This window comes from Streptomyces sp. AJS327 (assembly GCF_013450295.1).
GTDB lineage: Bacteria > Actinomycetota > Actinomycetes > Streptomycetales > Streptomycetaceae > Streptomyces.
The window spans coordinates 1,942,722-1,956,412 of the sequence record NZ_SKBR01000001.1; the positions used below are offsets into that span (position 1 = coordinate 1,942,722).

Here is a 13,691-nt window from a genome sequence, read left to right on the forward strand (position 1 = left end):
ATGCTGAACAAGTACGCGCGTGCCTTCTTCACGCGTGTCCTCTCCCCGTTCGCCGCGCTGCTCCTGCGCCTGGGGGTGAGCCCGGACGCGGTGACCCTCGTCGGTACCGGTGGAGTGCTGGCCGGAGCGCTCGTCTTCTACCCGCGGGGCGCGTTCTTCTGGGGCACGGTCGTCATCACGCTGTTCGTCTTCTCGGATCTCGTCGACGGCACCATGGCCCGGCAGTTGGGGCGGTCCAGCAAGTGGGGCGCCTTTCTGGACAGCACCCTGGACCGGGTGGCGGACGCCGGGGTCTTCGGCGGCATCGCCCTCTGGTACGCGGGCGGCGGTGACAGCGTGACGATGTGCGCCGTCGCGATCTTCTGCCTCGCCAGCGGGCAGGTCGTCTCCTACACCAAAGCGCGCGGCGAGAGCATCGGCCTGCCGGTGAACGTGAACGGGCTGGTGGAGCGGGCCGAACGGCTCGTCATCACGCTCGTCCTCACCGGCCTCGCCGGATTCGAGATCTTCGGCGTGCCCTACATCGAGGCGCTGCTGCCCATCGCGCTGTGGGTGGTCGCGGTCGGCAGCGCGGTGACCCTCGGGCAGCGGGTGGTGACCGTGCGCCGGGAGGCCGCCGAGGCGGAGGCGGCGGAGCGCGAGGCGAGCGCGCGCACCCCGGAGGCCCAGCCCGCCCGGAGCACGGCGGCGCACACCGGGAGCGCGGAGTCCGGTGCCGAGGAGGGCCGGACGACGTGAGCGCCCTCGGGGATCGGCTGTCCGGCTCCCTGTACGGACTGGGCTGGGGCGGGGTCAAGAAGCTGCCGGAACCGGCGGCCGAGGCGCTGGGCCGCCGGGTGGCGGACGCCGCCTGGCGGCGACGCGGCGCCGGAGTACGGCAGTTGGAGGCCAACCTCGCGCGGGTCGAGCCGGGCGCGTCCGTCGAGCGGCTGCGCGCCCTCTCCCGCGCGGGTATGCGTTCCTACCTGCGGTACTGGATGGAGTCGTTCCGGCTGCCGGTGTGGACCCCCGAGCAGATCAGCGAGCGCGCCCACATCCTCGGCGAGGAGCGGCTGCGCGCCGACATCGCCTCCCCACGCGGGGTCGTGCTGGCCCTGCCGCACCTCGCCAACTGGGACCTCGCCGGGGCCTGGCTCACCACGCACCTCGGCGCCCCCTTCACCACAGTCGCCGAGCGGCTGCGCCCCGAGTCCCTCTACGACCGCTTCGTCGCCTACCGTGAGGGGCTCGGTATGGAGGTGCTGCCGCACGCCGGCGCCTCCGCCTACGGCCAGCTCGCCCAGCGGCTGCGCGCGGGGGGCGTGGTCTGCCTCGTCGCCGACCGGGACCTCTCCCCGTCCTCCGGGGTGGAGGTCGACTTCTTCGGGGAGACTGCCCGGATGCCCGCCGGACCCGCCCGGCTCGCCCTCCAGACCGGGGCCATGCTGCTGCCGGTCACCCTCTGGTACGGCCCGGCCCGCCAGATGTGGGTGCGCGTCCACCCGGAGATCGAGCCACCGGAGACGGGCGGCCGCCGCGAACAGGCTGCGGCTATGACCCAGCGGCTCGCGGACGTCTTCGCGGGGGGCATCGCCGAACACCCGGAGGACTGGCACATGCTCCAGCGGCTCTGGCTCGCGGACCTCCCCGAGCGCCGGCCCACCGCCCCCGGCCCCTCCGAAGCCGCGGGCGCCGACCCGGCGGGACGCCCCGCCGAAGCGGACCGGGCCGACGGCGGGGGAGTGGAGCGCGCGCGGCGGGGCGGCGCCGGTGACGGGGCCGGGGAGCCGGTATGAGGGTCGGCATCGTCTGCCCGTACTCCTGGGACGTGCCGGGCGGCGTCCAGCTGCACGTCCGCGACCTGGCCGAGCACCTGCGCGGCCTCGGGCACGAGGTGTCGGTGCTGGCGCCCTCGGACGACGAGACCCCGCTGCCGCCCTACGTCGTCTCCGCCGGCCGCGCCGTGCCCGTCCCGTACAACGGCTCGGTGGCCCGGCTCAACTTCGGCTTCCTCTCCGCCGCCCGGGTGCGCCGCTGGGTCCACGACGGCGACTTCGACGTCCTGCACGTCCACGAGCCCGCGACGCCCTCACTGGCCCTGCTGACCTGCTGGTCGGCGCAGGGGCCGATCGTCGCGACCTTCCACACCTCCAACCCGCGCTCCCGGGCGATGATCGCCGCCTATCCGATCCTCCAACCGGCGCTGGAGAAGATCAGCGCACGCGTCGCGGTGAGCGAGTACGCACGGCGCACGCTCGTCGAGCACCTGGGCGGGGACGCCGTCACCATCCCGAACGGCGTCGACGTCGACTTCTTCGCCGAGGCCGAACCCCGCGCCGAGTGGCAGGGCCGCCCCGGCGCCCCGACGGTCGGCTTCCTCGGCAGGCTGGACGAACCCCGCAAGGGGCTGCCCGTCCTGATGCGGGCGATGCCCCGCCTGCTGGACGGACTGCCCGGAACCCGCCTGCTCGTCGCGGGCCGGGGCGACGAACGCGAGGCGCTGAGCGGGCTGCCGCCCCGGCTGCGGGAGCGCGTCGAGTTCCTCGGCATGGTCAGCAACGAGGACAAGGCCCGGCTGCTGCGCAGCGTCGACCTCTACGTCGCGCCGAACACCGGCGGCGAGAGCTTCGGCATCATCCTGGTCGAGGCGATGTCGGCGGGCGCCCCGGTGCTCGCCAGCGACCTGGACGCCTTCGCGCAGGTGCTGGACGGCGGATCGGCGGGCGAACTGTTCGCCAACGAGGACGCGGACGCCCTGGCCGAGGCCGCCCTCGGGCTGCTCCGCGACGAGGGCCGCCGCGCCGCCCTCCGCGAGCGCGGCGCCCAGCACGTCCGCCGGTTCGACTGGTCGACGGTCGGCGCCGACATCCTCGCCGTCTACGAGACGGTGACCGACGGTGCCGCCTCCGTGGCGCCCGACGAGCGCGCGGGACTCCGCGCCCGCCTCGGATTCGCCCGGGACTGAGCGCCGCAGGCGGGAGAGGACCCACACGCGATGCCCACCACGACCACCCTCATCTGGACGGCGGTGGCGCTGCTCCTGATCGGCGTCTACCTCAGCTGGACGGCGGGCCGCCTGGATCGCCTGCACGCCCGGATCGACGCGGCGCGTGCGGCGCTCGACGCCCAGCTGCTGCGCCGCGCCTCCAGCGCGCAGGAGCTGGCCACGGCCGGGATGCTCGACCCGGCCGCCTCGATGGTGCTCTACCAGGCCGCCCGGGACGCGCGGCTGGCCGAGGAGGAGCACCGCGAGGTGGCGGAGAGCGAGCTGAGCCAGGCGCTGCGCGCGGTCTTCGCCGACAGCGCGCAGGTCGAGGCGGTCCGGGCGATGCCGGGCGGGGAGGAGGCCGAGCGCGAGCTGGCCGCCGCCATACGGCGGGTGCCGATGGCGCGGCGGTTCCACAACGACGCGGTACGCGCCGCGCGCGCCCTCCGCAGACACCGCACGGTGCGCTGGTTCCGGCTGGCGGGCCACGCGCCCTTCCCGCTCGCCTTCGAGATGGACGACGAGCCGCCCGCCCGGCTCTCCACCCGGACCTCCGGCTGACCGGAGGCCGGGCCCCGGGTCCCGTCCGGAGCTGGCCGGAGCGCCGCCCGACCGGGAAGACGCAGGCCACCGGCGGATGATTGGCCCTTTCCGCCACCGTCCCGATCGTCGACTCTCATATCGCGGGACCTACGATGGTCCTGTCGTACTTTTACCGTCGAGTGAGGTCAAACCGTGTCCACTCCGTCCCCCGCCACCGCAGCCCAGACCCCCGAGACCGGTACGGCGCGCGTCAAGCGCGGCATGGCCGAGCAGCTCAAGGGCGGCGTGATCATGGATGTCGTCACCCCGGACGAGGCGAAGATCGCCGAGGACGCCGGTGCCGTCGCCGTGATGGCGCTGGAGCGCGTTCCCGCCGACATCCGCAAGGACGGCGGCGTCGCCCGCATGTCCGACCCCGACATGATCGACGGCATCATCAGCGCCGTCTCCATCCCCGTGATGGCCAAGTCCCGCATCGGCCACCTCGTCGAGGCGCAGGTCCTCCAGGCGCTGGGCGTCGACTACATCGACGAGTCCGAGGTGCTCACCCCGGCCGACGAGGTCAACCACAGCGACAAGTTCGCCTTCACCACCCCGTTCGTCTGCGGCGCCACCAACCTCGGAGAGGCGCTGCGCCGGATCGCCGAGGGCGCGGCCATGATCCGCTCCAAGGGCGAGGCGGGCACCGGCAACGTCGTCGAGGCCGTGCGTCACATGCGGGAGATCAGGAACGGCATCGGCCGTCTCACCGTCCTCGACGACACCGAGCTGTACGCCGCGGCCAAGGAGCTGCGCGCCCCGTACGAGCTGGTCAAGGAGGTCGCGCGGCTGGGCAGGCTGCCGGTCGTGCTCTTCTCGGCCGGTGGCGTCGCCACCCCCGCCGACGCGGCGCTGATGCGCCAGCTCGGCGCCGAGGGCGTCTTCGTGGGCTCTGGCATCTTCAAGTCCGGCGATCCCGCCAAGCGGGCCGCCGCCATCGTCAAGGCCGCCACGTACTACGACGACCCGAAGGTCATCGCGGACGTCTCGCGCGGCCTGGGCGAGGCCATGGTCGGCATCAACTGCGACACCCTCCCGGAGAACCAGCGGTACGCCAACCGCGGCTGGTGACGACGGGCACCCCGGCCCACCGTCCGGTGGCCCACCGCACCTCGCGGTGGGCCACCGCTCCCTGTCCGCCCGCCGGTTCGACCCCCCTGAGGTATCCGTGAGCAACACCCCCGACGCCGCCCCCGCCCCCGTGATCGGGGTACTCGCCCTCCAGGGCGACGTCCGCGAGCACCTGGCCGCCCTCACGGCCGCCGGGGCCACCCCGCGCACCGTGCGGCGGGTCGAGGAGCTGGCCGCCGTCGACGGGCTCGTCATCCCCGGTGGCGAGTCGACCACCATGTCCAAGCTGGCCAGCGCCTTCGGCCTGCTGGAGCCCCTGCGGGCCCGGGTGCGCGCGGGCATGCCGGCCTACGGCTCCTGCGCGGGCATGATCCTGCTGGCGGACAAGATCCTCGACGCGGCGGACGGCGGGGCGCCGGACGCGGTGGTGGAGACGGTCGGCGGGATCGACATGACCGTCCGCCGGAACGCCTTCGGACGGCAGAACGAGTCCTTCGAGGCGGCGATCGAGATGCGCGGGATCGCGGGCGGATCCGTCGAGGGCGTCTTCATCCGTGCCCCGTGGGTGGAGTCCGCCGGCGCCGGGACCGAGGTCCTCGCCGAGTACGACGGTCACCCCGTCGCGGTGCGTCAGGGGACGCTGCTGGCCACCTCGTTCCACCCCGAACTCACCGGCGACCACCGGGTGCACGCCCACTTCGTCGGCATGGTCGCCGCCGCGGGACGTCCCCAGGGCGGCTGACGGCCACGGCGGGGCGAGCGCGTGGCCGCCGCCCCGTCCCGCCCGCGCGGAGCCCGGAACAGCGATACGCCGGACGCACCGGCCGGCCGGACCGACGGGTCGGGAAACGGGCGAGAACGGGAGAGATCGCAGCGTACGGAAGGCGGCCGGACCGCCACCCGGTCGGTACGCCCGGTCGCTGACGGTAGGATCTCCGCGTTGACCGACGCGACTGTGAAGGAGCGAGGCTGTGTCCGGCCACTCTAAGTGGGCAACCACCAAGCACAAGAAGGCCGTGATCGATGCCAAGCGTGGCAAGCTCTTCGCGAAGCTGATCAAGAACATCGAGGTCGCGGCGCGAACCGGCGGCGCCGACCCGGACGGCAACCCCACGCTGTACGACGCCATCCAGAAGGCGAAGAAGCAGTCGGTCCCGAACAAGAACATCGACAGCGCGGTCAAGCGCGGCGCCGGGCTGGAAGCCGGCGGCGCCGAGTACGAGACCATCTGGTACGAGGGGTACGGCCCGAACGGTGTCGCGGTGCTCATCGAGTGCCTTACCGACAACCGCAACCGCGCCGCCTCGGACGTCCGCGTCGCGATGACCCGCAACGGCGGCTCCATGGCCGACCCGGGCTCCGTCTCCTACCTGTTCAGCCGCAAGGGCGTGGTGATCGTCCCGAACGCCGAGGCGGGCCTGGGCGAGGACGACATCCTGACCGCGGTGCTGGAGGCGGGCGCCGAGGAGGTCAACGACCTCGGTGAGAGCTTCGAGGTGGTGAGCGAGCCCACCGACCTGGTCGCCGTCCGCAGCGCGCTGGTCGACGCCGGGATCGACTACGACTCCGCCGACAACAGCTTCCTGCCCAGCGTGCAGGTGCCGCTGGAGGAGGAGGGCGCCCGCAAGATCTTCAAGCTGATCGACGCCCTTGAGGACAGCGACGACGTGCAGAACGTCTACGCCAACTTCGACGTGCCCGACGACGTGATGGCCAAGGTCGACGCCTGAGCGGCGCGGGGCACCGACCCCGTGCCTCCGGCTTTCTGGCCCCGCGTCCGCGCGCCGGGGCGTGGCTGACTGCCCGTCACCGCGACCGCGGCGCCCCGCCTCCTCGCCCGTCCGGCCACGGACGGGGTGACGCGCCGGGCGTCCCGCGTACCGGAGCCGGAGCGCTGTCGGTGCCGCCCACTAGCCTGCTGCGGTGTGACCGAGGCGGCCGGCCGTGCCCGGCCGGGAAAGGGGTGCCGCGTGCGTGTGCTCGGGGTGGACCCGGGGCTGACCCGGTGCGGGGTCGGCGTCGTCGACGGAAGCGCGGGCCGGCCGCTGACCATGGCCGGCGTGGGGGTCGTGCGCACCCCCTCGGACAGCCCCGTCGCGGAGCGGCTGGTGCTGATCGAACGCGGCATAGAGGAGTGGCTGGAGACCCACCGCCCCGAAGCGGTCGCGGTGGAGCGGGTGTTCAGCCAGCACAACGTCCGTACCGTCATGGGTACCGCCCAGGCCAGCGCCGTCGCCATGCTCTGCGCCGCACGCCGCGGACTGCCGGTCGCGCTCCACACCCCGAGCGAGGTCAAGGCCGCCGTCACCGGCACAGGTCGCGCCGAGAAGGCGCAGGTCGGGGCGATGGTGACCCGGCTGCTGCGCCTCCCGGGTCCCCCGAAGCCGGCCGACGCGGCGGACGCCCTCGCCCTCGCCATCTGTCACATCTGGCGCGCCCCGGCGCTCCACCGCCTCCAGCGGGCCGCCGGAACCTCCGGCCCGGCCGTGCTCCCGGACGCCGCCGCGCCCGCCAGGAAGGGAACAGCTCGATGATCGCGTTCGTCGCCGGTCCGGTCGCGGCCCTCGCCCCGGACTCCGTCGTGCTGGAGGTCGGGGGCGTGGGCATGGCCGTCCAGTGCGCGCCGGGAACCCTCGCCGGACTCCGGGTCGGCGAGCACGCCCGGCTGGCCACCTCGCTCGTCGTCCGTGAGGACTCCCTCACTCTCTACGGCTTCGCGGAGGACGACGAACGGCAGGTGTTCGAGCTGCTCCAGACCGCCAGCGGGGTCGGGCCCCGGCTGGCCCAGGCCATGCTGGCGACGCACAGTCCGGACGCCCTGCGCCGGGCGGTGTCCACCGGGGACGAGAAGGCGCTCACCGCCGTCTCCGGTATCGGGAAGAAGGGCGCGCAGAAGCTGCTGCTCGAACTCAAGGACCGGCTCGGCGAACCGGTCGGCTCCGTTCCGCGGCCGGGCGCGGGCGCGCCCGCGCAGGCGCCCCCCGGCTGGCGGGAACAGCTGCACGCGGCGCTCGTCGGCCTCGGCTACGCCGGGCGGGAGGCGGAGGACGCGGTCGAGGCCGTCGCCCCGCAGGCCGAGGAGCTGGCCGCCCAGGGCGCCACGCCCCCCGTGCCGCAGCTGCTGCGCGCCGCCCTCCAGACCCTCAACCGGACACGCTGACGTGCGGTTCCGCCACCGGGCGCGGCGCACCCCGCCCCCCGGCACCCCGCGCACGACGCCGCTGACGACGATGGGGCATCCACGATGAACTGGGACGAGACGGACGAGACCGCGGAGGCCGCCGCCGGGGGCGCCGGGGCGGCGGGGTTCACCGCCGGGGAGCCCCGCCTGGTCGGCTCCGTGGCCGACGGCGACGACCAGGCCGTCGAGGCCGCGCTGCGTCCCAAGGGGCTCGCCGAGTTCGTTGGTCAGCCGAGGGTGCGTGAACAGCTCGACCTGGTGCTGCGCGCGGCGCGCGCCCGGGGGAGCACGGCCGACCACGTGCTGCTGTCCGGGGCGCCCGGTCTCGGCAAGACCACCCTCTCCATGATCATCGCGGCGGAGATGGAGGCGCCGATCCGGATCACCTCGGGGCCCGCGATCCAGCACGCCGGGGACCTCGCCGCGATCCTCTCCTCCCTCCAGGAAGGGGAGGTGCTCTTCCTCGACGAGATCCACCGGATGTCCCGTCCGGCGGAGGAGATGCTGTACATGGCCATGGAGGACTTCCGGGTCGACGTCATCGTCGGCAAGGGTCCGGGGGCCACCGCCATCCCGCTGGAACTGCCGCCCTTCACCCTCGTCGGCGCCACCACCCGGGCCGGGCTGCTGCCCCCGCCGCTGCGTGACCGCTTCGGCTTCACGGCCCACATGGAGTTCTACGAACCGGCCGAACTGGAGCGCGTCATCCACCGTTCGGCCCAGCTGCTGGCCGTCGAGGCGGATCCCCAGGGCGCGGCGGAGATCGCCGGGCGTTCGCGCGGCACGCCCCGTATCGCCAACCGACTGCTGCGCCGGGTCCGCGACTACGCGCAGGTCAAGGGGGACGGCGTGGTCGACAGGGAGACGGCGCGCAACGCCCTGGAGGTCTACGAGGTGGACGCGCGCGGCCTCGACCGGCTGGACCGTGCCGTGCTGCACGCGCTGCTCACCCTCTTCGCGGGGGGTCCGGTGGGCCTCTCCACCCTGGCCGTCGCGGTGGGGGAGGAGCGGGAGACGGTGGAGGAGGTCGCCGAGCCCTTCCTGGTGCGCGAGGGGCTGCTGGCCCGCACTCCCCGGGGGCGGGTCGCGACCCCGGCGGCCTGGAGCCACCTCGGGCTGGTGCCTCCCCAGCAGACCGGCCAGGTGGGTCACTCGGTTCAGTCAGGAAGGGGCGCGGACGGCACCTCGGGCAAAAACGGACAAGACGGACTCTTCGGGGTGTGAGGGCGCGCGGGGCTCGTCGCTCCAGGAACCCCGGTGCGATGCTTGACGTTGTTCCTTCGGCGAGACCTCGCCTAGACTCCGCCGACGCCGCCCCTGTGGCGGCATGCCCACCCCCGCAAACCAGGCCGCCGTGGCGCGGCCGTGTGAAGGAATTTCTTCCGCCGTGGATCCTATTGCTCTCCTCCCCTTCATCGTGCTCATCGGGGCGATGTTCCTGATGACCCGCTCGGCAAAGAAGAAGCAGCGCCAGGCCGTCGAGATGCGTGACCAGATGCAGCCGGGCACGGGCGTCCGCACCATCGGTGGCATGTACGCCAGCGTCAAGGAGGTCCGTGAGGACACGGTCCTCCTGGAGCTGGCTCCCGGTGTGCACGCTCTTTACGCCAAGAACGCCGTCGGCGCCGTCCTGGAGGCCGAGGAGTTCGAGCGCATCGTCAATGACACGCAGGACAGTGACCTCGATGTCGATGGGACCGTTGTCCCCGACGACGCCTCCGCGCTGACCGGGGACACCTCCGGTGCCGACGACCAGGTCGAGCTGGACAAGAAGTCCGGTGCTCCCCGGGAGGAGGCCGAAGACGACGGGGAGGACGCCCCGGAGTCGCAGTCCAAGGACGCGCAGTCCAAGGACGCCAAGCGGGACGGAGACTCCGACGCGAAGTGACAGTAGGGTCGGCGCCGCCGGACCACTGACCGGGTCCGGCGGCGCCGCGCGTCCGTAGACCACGTTGCGCCGCATGGCCACCCGGCCGGGCTCACCAGCCGGGAGGGGCGGTTGGACAGGGAGAGACGAGAAGGTGGCAGCACCGAAGAGGGGCCGCAGGTCCCCGGGAGGGCAGGGGAGGCCATGGCGCTCCCTGACGCTGATCCTGCTGGTCATGCTGGGTTTGACCGGAGGGATGTTCGCCTCCGGTGAGACGACCCCCCGGCTGGGGATCGACCTGGCGGGTGGCACGAGCATCACCCTGGAGGCCAAGAACCAGCCCGGCAAACCGAACGCGATCAACCAGTCCAACATGGACACCGCCGTGAGCATCATCGAGCGGCGCGTCAACGGCCTGGGCGTGCAGGAAGCCGAAGTGCAGACGCAGGGCGACAAGCACATCGTCGTCAACATCCCGAAGGGGACCGACTCCGCACAGGCGAGGGAACAGGTCGGCACCACGGCCCACCTCGGATTCCGTCCGGTGCTCACCGGAGTGCCCGCGACCGCGCAGCCCAAGCCGAAGCCCTCCCCGTCCTCGTCCGCCGGATCCAAGGGCGAGAAGTCAGGGGAGAACGGCGACAGAGGCGATCAGGACGGCGAGTCCGGCCAACGGGGAGACAAATCCAGCGGGGACGAGGGAGAGGAGGACGGAGAACCCGAAGTCCAACCGTCGCCGCAGGGCCACAGAGGAGACCAGGCCCTGGCCACGGCGGCGGATGACGAACCCACCCCGAAGGGCTCCGAGAAGCCGAAGGAGCCCACCCCGACCGCACCACCGCAGCAGCAGCCACCACAGCCCCCGGGCCTCCCGGGGAAGTTGGGGAAGAAGCTGGAGGCCGCTGACTGCTCCAGCGCGGAGGCGCGCTCCAAGGTCGCCCGCGAGGCGGCCAACACGAAGGACAAGGAACCCGTCGTCGCCTGCGACGAGGAGCAGGGCTACAAGTACGCGCTCGGCCCCGTCGCGGTAGAGGGCAAGAACGTCAAGGACGCCGAGGGCGTGCTGGACGACAAGGGCCAGTGGATCGTCCAGATGTCGTTCGACGGCACCGGCTCGGACAAGTTCGCGAAGATCACCGGTGACATCTCCCGGAAGGCTCCGCCGCAGAACCAGTTCGCGATCGTCCTCGACGGAGAGATCGTCTCCGCCCCCTCGGTTCGGCAGCAGCTGTCGAACAACGCCCAGATCGAGGGCAACTTCACCCAGGAGTCGGCCGAGGAACTCGGCAACATCCTCTCCTACGGCGCCCTGCCGCTGACCTTCGAGGAATCGGACGTCACCACGGTGACCCCGGCGCTCGGCAGCGAGCAGCTCAAGGCGGGCCTCATCTCCGGCGCCATCGGACTGGCGCTGGTCATCATCTACATGGTCGCCTACTACCGGGGCCTCGCCCTGATCGCGATCGCCAGCCTGATCGTCTCCGGCATCCTCACGTACACGATCATGACCCTGCTGGGTCCGGGTATCGGCTTCGCGCTGAACCTGCCCGCCGTCTGCGGCGCGATCGTCGCCATCGGCATCACGGCGGACTCCTTCATCGTGTACTTCGAACGCATCAGAGACGAGGTACGCGAGGGCCGGAGCCTCCAGCCGGCCATGGCGCGCGCCTGGCCGCGCGCCCGGCGCACCATCCTCGTCTCCGACTTCGTCTCGTTCCTCGCCGCGGCGGTGCTGTTCGTCGTCACCGTCGGCAAGGTGCAGGGCTTCGCCTTCACCCTGGGCCTGACCACGGCGCTGGACGTCGTGGTGGTCTTCTTCTTCACCAGGCCGGTGATGACGTTGCTGGCCCGGAAGACGTTCTTCGCGAAGGGTCACTCCTGGTCCGGTCTCGATCCCAGGAGGCTCGGCGCCCAGCCCCCGCTGCGCCGCCGCCGTCCGTCCGCCGTCAGCAGCGAACCGAAGGAGGCCTGAGATGTCACGCCTCGGCAATCTCGGCGCCCGGCTATACCGCGGTGAGGTCGGGTACGACTTCGTCGGCAAGCGGATGTTCTGGTACGGCGTCTCGATCCTGATCACCATCACGGCGATCGTCGGCCTCGCCGTCCGCGGCCTGAACATGGGCATCGAGTTCGAGGGCGGCGCCGTCCTCACCACCCCGTCGACCTCGGCCTCCGTGCAGCACGCCACGGAGACGGCCGAGGAGGCCTCCGGCCACATGGCCATCGTCCAGCAGCTGGGCGACGGCGGGATGCGCGTCCAGATCGCCGGTGTCGACACCGAGACCTCGACGCACGTCAAGGAGGAGCTGGCCAAGGAGCTGAAGGTCGACTTCGACCGGATCGACGCCCAGCTGGTCGGACCCAGCTGGGGCGAGCAGATCGCCAACAAGGCCTGGCTGGGCCTGGGGATCTTCATGGTGCTCGTGGTGATCTATCTGGCCATCGCCTTCGAATGGCGGATGGCGATGGCCGCGCTGATCGCCCTCATCCACGACATCACCATCACCGTCGGCGTCTACTCCCTGGTGGGATTCGAAGTGACGCCGGGCACCGTGATCGGTCTGCTCACCATCCTCGGCTACTCCCTCTACGACACCGTCGTCGTCTTCGACGGGCTCAGAGAGGCCAGCAGGGGCGTTACCAAACAGACCCGCTTCACCTACAGCGAGATCGCCAACCGCAGCATCAACGGGACGCTGGTGCGGTCGATCAACACCACCATCGTCGCGCTGCTCCCGGTGGCCGGTCTGCTGTTCATCGGTGGCGGGATGCTGGGCGGTGGCATGCTGAACGACATCGCCCTCTCGCTCTTCGTCGGCCTCGCGGCCGGGGCGTACTCCTCGATCTTCATCGCGACGCCACTGGTCGCGGACTTCAAGGAGCGCGAGCCGCAGATGAAGGCGCTGGCCAAGCGGGTCCGGGCCAAGCGGCTCAAGGCCGAGGGCCGCACCGAGCCGGAGGCCGGGGCGGACGAACCGGAGGCGGAGGACGACCTCGCAGCCGAGGACGAGGAGGAGACCGTGGCGGCCACGGCCGGAGCGGGAGCCTCGTCCGGTGGGGGCCAGCGGCGTCAGCCGGCCGCACGCAACCGGAACCGGGGGCGGCCGTCCGGCAAGCGCCGGTGAGTTGACACCCGGCACGGCACGGTGGCCCCGCTCCGGTGGAGCGGGGCCACCGGTGTGTCCGGAGGGCCCGTGTCCCGCGTCGCGGCCCCGGACCGGGCGATGGCGCCTGAAGTGACGGCCGTGGCCGGAGTCGTGGCGGGCGGGTGAGAACATGTTCCGCATGACTGACCAGAGTCCCGTCACCCGCGCCGTACCGACCGAGGTGCGGGAGCTGCTCGTTGGCCGCATCCGAGACGTGCCCGACTTCCCCAAGCCGGGCGTGATGTTCAAGGACATCACCCCGCTGCTGGCCGACCCGCGGGCGTTCACGGCGCTCACCGAGGTGCTGGCCGAGATCTGCCGGGAGAGCGGGGCGACCAAGGTCGTCGGGCTGGAGGCGCGCGGCTTCATACTGGCGGCCCCGGTCGCCGTCCGCGCGCACACCGGTTTCGTACCGGTCCGCAAGCCGGGCAAGCTCCCCGGGATGACCCTCGCCCAGAGCTACGACCTGGAGTACGGCAGCACCGCGATCGAGATGCAGGAGGGCGGCCTGACCCCGGACGACCGGGTGCTGGTCATTGATGACGTGCTGGCCACCGGCGGTACCGCGGCGGCGGCCCTCCAGCTGGTACGCCGGTCCGGCGCGGCGGTGGCGGGCGTCGCCGTCCTGCTGGAGCTGGACTTCCTCGCGGGCCGGGAGCGGCTCCTCCCGGAGCTGGACGGTGCCCCGCTGGAGGCGCTGCTGCGGGTCTGACGTGGCGCGGACGGTGCCGCCTCGCCCGGATGGCGGAATCCCGGGCCGCCCCGGCTCCCGCGCGAGGGTCCACCGCCTCCGCCCGGAGCGGGCCGCCCCGCACCGGGGCCTGGACCCGTGGCGGCGGGGGCGCCGGGCGAGGTGGCTACCATGGCAGTCCGACCCGG

At 72.5% G+C, this 13,691-nt stretch carries 14 protein-coding genes; all 14 read left to right on the top strand.

Annotation, left to right across the window (positions count from 1 at the left end; genetic code table 11):
* The 14 genes from pgsA to E0L36_RS07770 all read left to right on the top strand — a co-directional run bounded on the left by pgsA (position 1) and on the right by E0L36_RS07770 (position 13,524).
* Complete coding sequence (gene pgsA / locus E0L36_RS07705; RefSeq protein WP_180928053.1) at positions 1-738, top strand: phosphatidylinositol phosphate synthase; 738 nt, start codon at positions 1-3, stop codon at positions 736-738.
* Positions 735-1,775: a phosphatidylinositol mannoside acyltransferase gene (locus tag E0L36_RS07710; protein ID WP_180928054.1), complete on the top strand. Its 1,041-nt coding sequence runs from the start codon at positions 735-737 to the stop codon at positions 1,773-1,775. The genes pgsA and E0L36_RS07710 overlap by 4 nt, the downstream gene beginning before the upstream one ends.
* Positions 1,772-2,944 carry a glycosyltransferase family 4 protein gene (locus tag E0L36_RS07715; protein ID WP_180928055.1) on the top strand — a complete coding sequence of 391 codons (1,173 nt, stop codon included), beginning with the start codon at positions 1,772-1,774 and terminating at the stop codon, positions 2,942-2,944. The genes E0L36_RS07710 and E0L36_RS07715 overlap by 4 nt, the downstream gene beginning before the upstream one ends.
* A gap of 30 nt (positions 2,945-2,974) precedes the next feature.
* A complete protein-coding gene (locus E0L36_RS07720) occupies positions 2,975-3,526 on the top strand; it encodes a hypothetical protein (protein WP_180928057.1) in 552 nt (183 codons plus the stop codon).
* A 174-nt stretch (positions 3,527-3,700) separates the two neighbouring features.
* Positions 3,701-4,618: a pyridoxal 5'-phosphate synthase lyase subunit PdxS gene (gene pdxS / locus E0L36_RS07725; protein ID WP_180928058.1), complete on the top strand. Its 918-nt coding sequence runs from the start codon at positions 3,701-3,703 to the stop codon at positions 4,616-4,618.
* Between the two features lie 97 nt (positions 4,619-4,715).
* Positions 4,716-5,360: a pyridoxal 5'-phosphate synthase glutaminase subunit PdxT gene (gene pdxT / locus E0L36_RS07730; RefSeq protein ID WP_180928059.1), complete on the top strand. Its 645-nt coding sequence runs from the start codon at positions 4,716-4,718 to the stop codon at positions 5,358-5,360.
* 229 nt (positions 5,361-5,589) lie between these two features.
* The gene (locus E0L36_RS07735; RefSeq protein ID WP_180928060.1) at positions 5,590-6,348 is read left to right on the top strand and encodes a YebC/PmpR family DNA-binding transcriptional regulator; all 759 of its coding nucleotides are present in this window, start codon (positions 5,590-5,592) and stop codon (positions 6,346-6,348) included.
* Between the two features lie 240 nt (positions 6,349-6,588).
* A complete protein-coding gene (ruvC, locus tag E0L36_RS07740) occupies positions 6,589-7,152 on the top strand; it encodes a crossover junction endodeoxyribonuclease RuvC (protein ID WP_180928061.1) in 564 nt (187 codons plus the stop codon).
* Positions 7,149-7,778 (top strand): Holliday junction branch migration protein RuvA, encoded by a 630-nt coding sequence (gene ruvA, locus E0L36_RS07745; RefSeq protein ID WP_180928062.1) that lies wholly within the window; start codon positions 7,149-7,151, stop codon positions 7,776-7,778. Before ruvC ends, ruvA begins: the two co-directional genes overlap by 4 nt.
* An 84-nt stretch (positions 7,779-7,862) precedes the next feature.
* Positions 7,863-9,023: a Holliday junction branch migration DNA helicase RuvB gene (gene ruvB / locus E0L36_RS07750; RefSeq protein ID WP_258015933.1), complete on the top strand. Its 1,161-nt coding sequence runs from the start codon at positions 7,863-7,865 to the stop codon at positions 9,021-9,023.
* 163 nt (positions 9,024-9,186) lie between these two features.
* Positions 9,187-9,687, top strand: a complete 501-nt coding sequence (gene yajC, locus E0L36_RS07755; protein WP_180928063.1) for a preprotein translocase subunit YajC — start codon at positions 9,187-9,189, stop codon at positions 9,685-9,687.
* Positions 9,688-9,820: 133 nt separating this feature from the next.
* Positions 9,821-11,638 carry a protein translocase subunit SecD gene (gene secD / locus E0L36_RS07760; protein ID WP_180928064.1) on the top strand — a complete coding sequence of 606 codons (1,818 nt, stop codon included), beginning with the start codon at positions 9,821-9,823 and terminating at the stop codon, positions 11,636-11,638.
* A 1-nt stretch (position 11,639) separates the two neighbouring features.
* Entirely contained in the window at positions 11,640-12,791 is a 1,152-nt protein-coding gene (secF, locus tag E0L36_RS07765) for a protein translocase subunit SecF (protein ID WP_180928065.1), read from the top strand.
* Positions 12,792-12,951: 160 nt separating this feature from the next.
* Complete coding sequence (locus E0L36_RS07770; RefSeq protein ID WP_180928066.1) at positions 12,952-13,524, top strand: adenine phosphoribosyltransferase; 573 nt, start codon at positions 12,952-12,954, stop codon at positions 13,522-13,524.
* Positions 13,525-13,691: the final 167 nt, after the last annotated feature.

What these genes read in the sequence shown, in the direction of transcription:
- pgsA (WP_180928053.1), top strand. Translation starts at nt 1, where the DNA reads ATGCTGAACAAGTACGCGCGTGCCTTCTTCACGCGTGTCCTCTCCCCG.
- E0L36_RS07715 (WP_180928055.1), top strand. Translation starts at nt 1,772, where the DNA reads ATGAGGGTCGGCATCGTCTGCCCGTACTCCTGGGACGTGCCGGGCGGC.
- E0L36_RS07720 (WP_180928057.1), top strand. Translation starts at nt 2,975, where the DNA reads ATGCCCACCACGACCACCCTCATCTGGACGGCGGTGGCGCTGCTCCTG.
- ruvA (WP_180928062.1), top strand. Translation starts at nt 7,149, where the DNA reads ATGATCGCGTTCGTCGCCGGTCCGGTCGCGGCCCTCGCCCCGGACTCC.
- ruvB (WP_258015933.1), top strand. Translation starts at nt 7,863, where the DNA reads ATGAACTGGGACGAGACGGACGAGACCGCGGAGGCCGCCGCCGGGGGC.
- secF (WP_180928065.1), top strand. Translation starts at nt 11,640, where the DNA reads ATGTCACGCCTCGGCAATCTCGGCGCCCGGCTATACCGCGGTGAGGTC.
- E0L36_RS07770 (WP_180928066.1), top strand. Translation starts at nt 12,952, where the DNA reads ATGACTGACCAGAGTCCCGTCACCCGCGCCGTACCGACCGAGGTGCGG.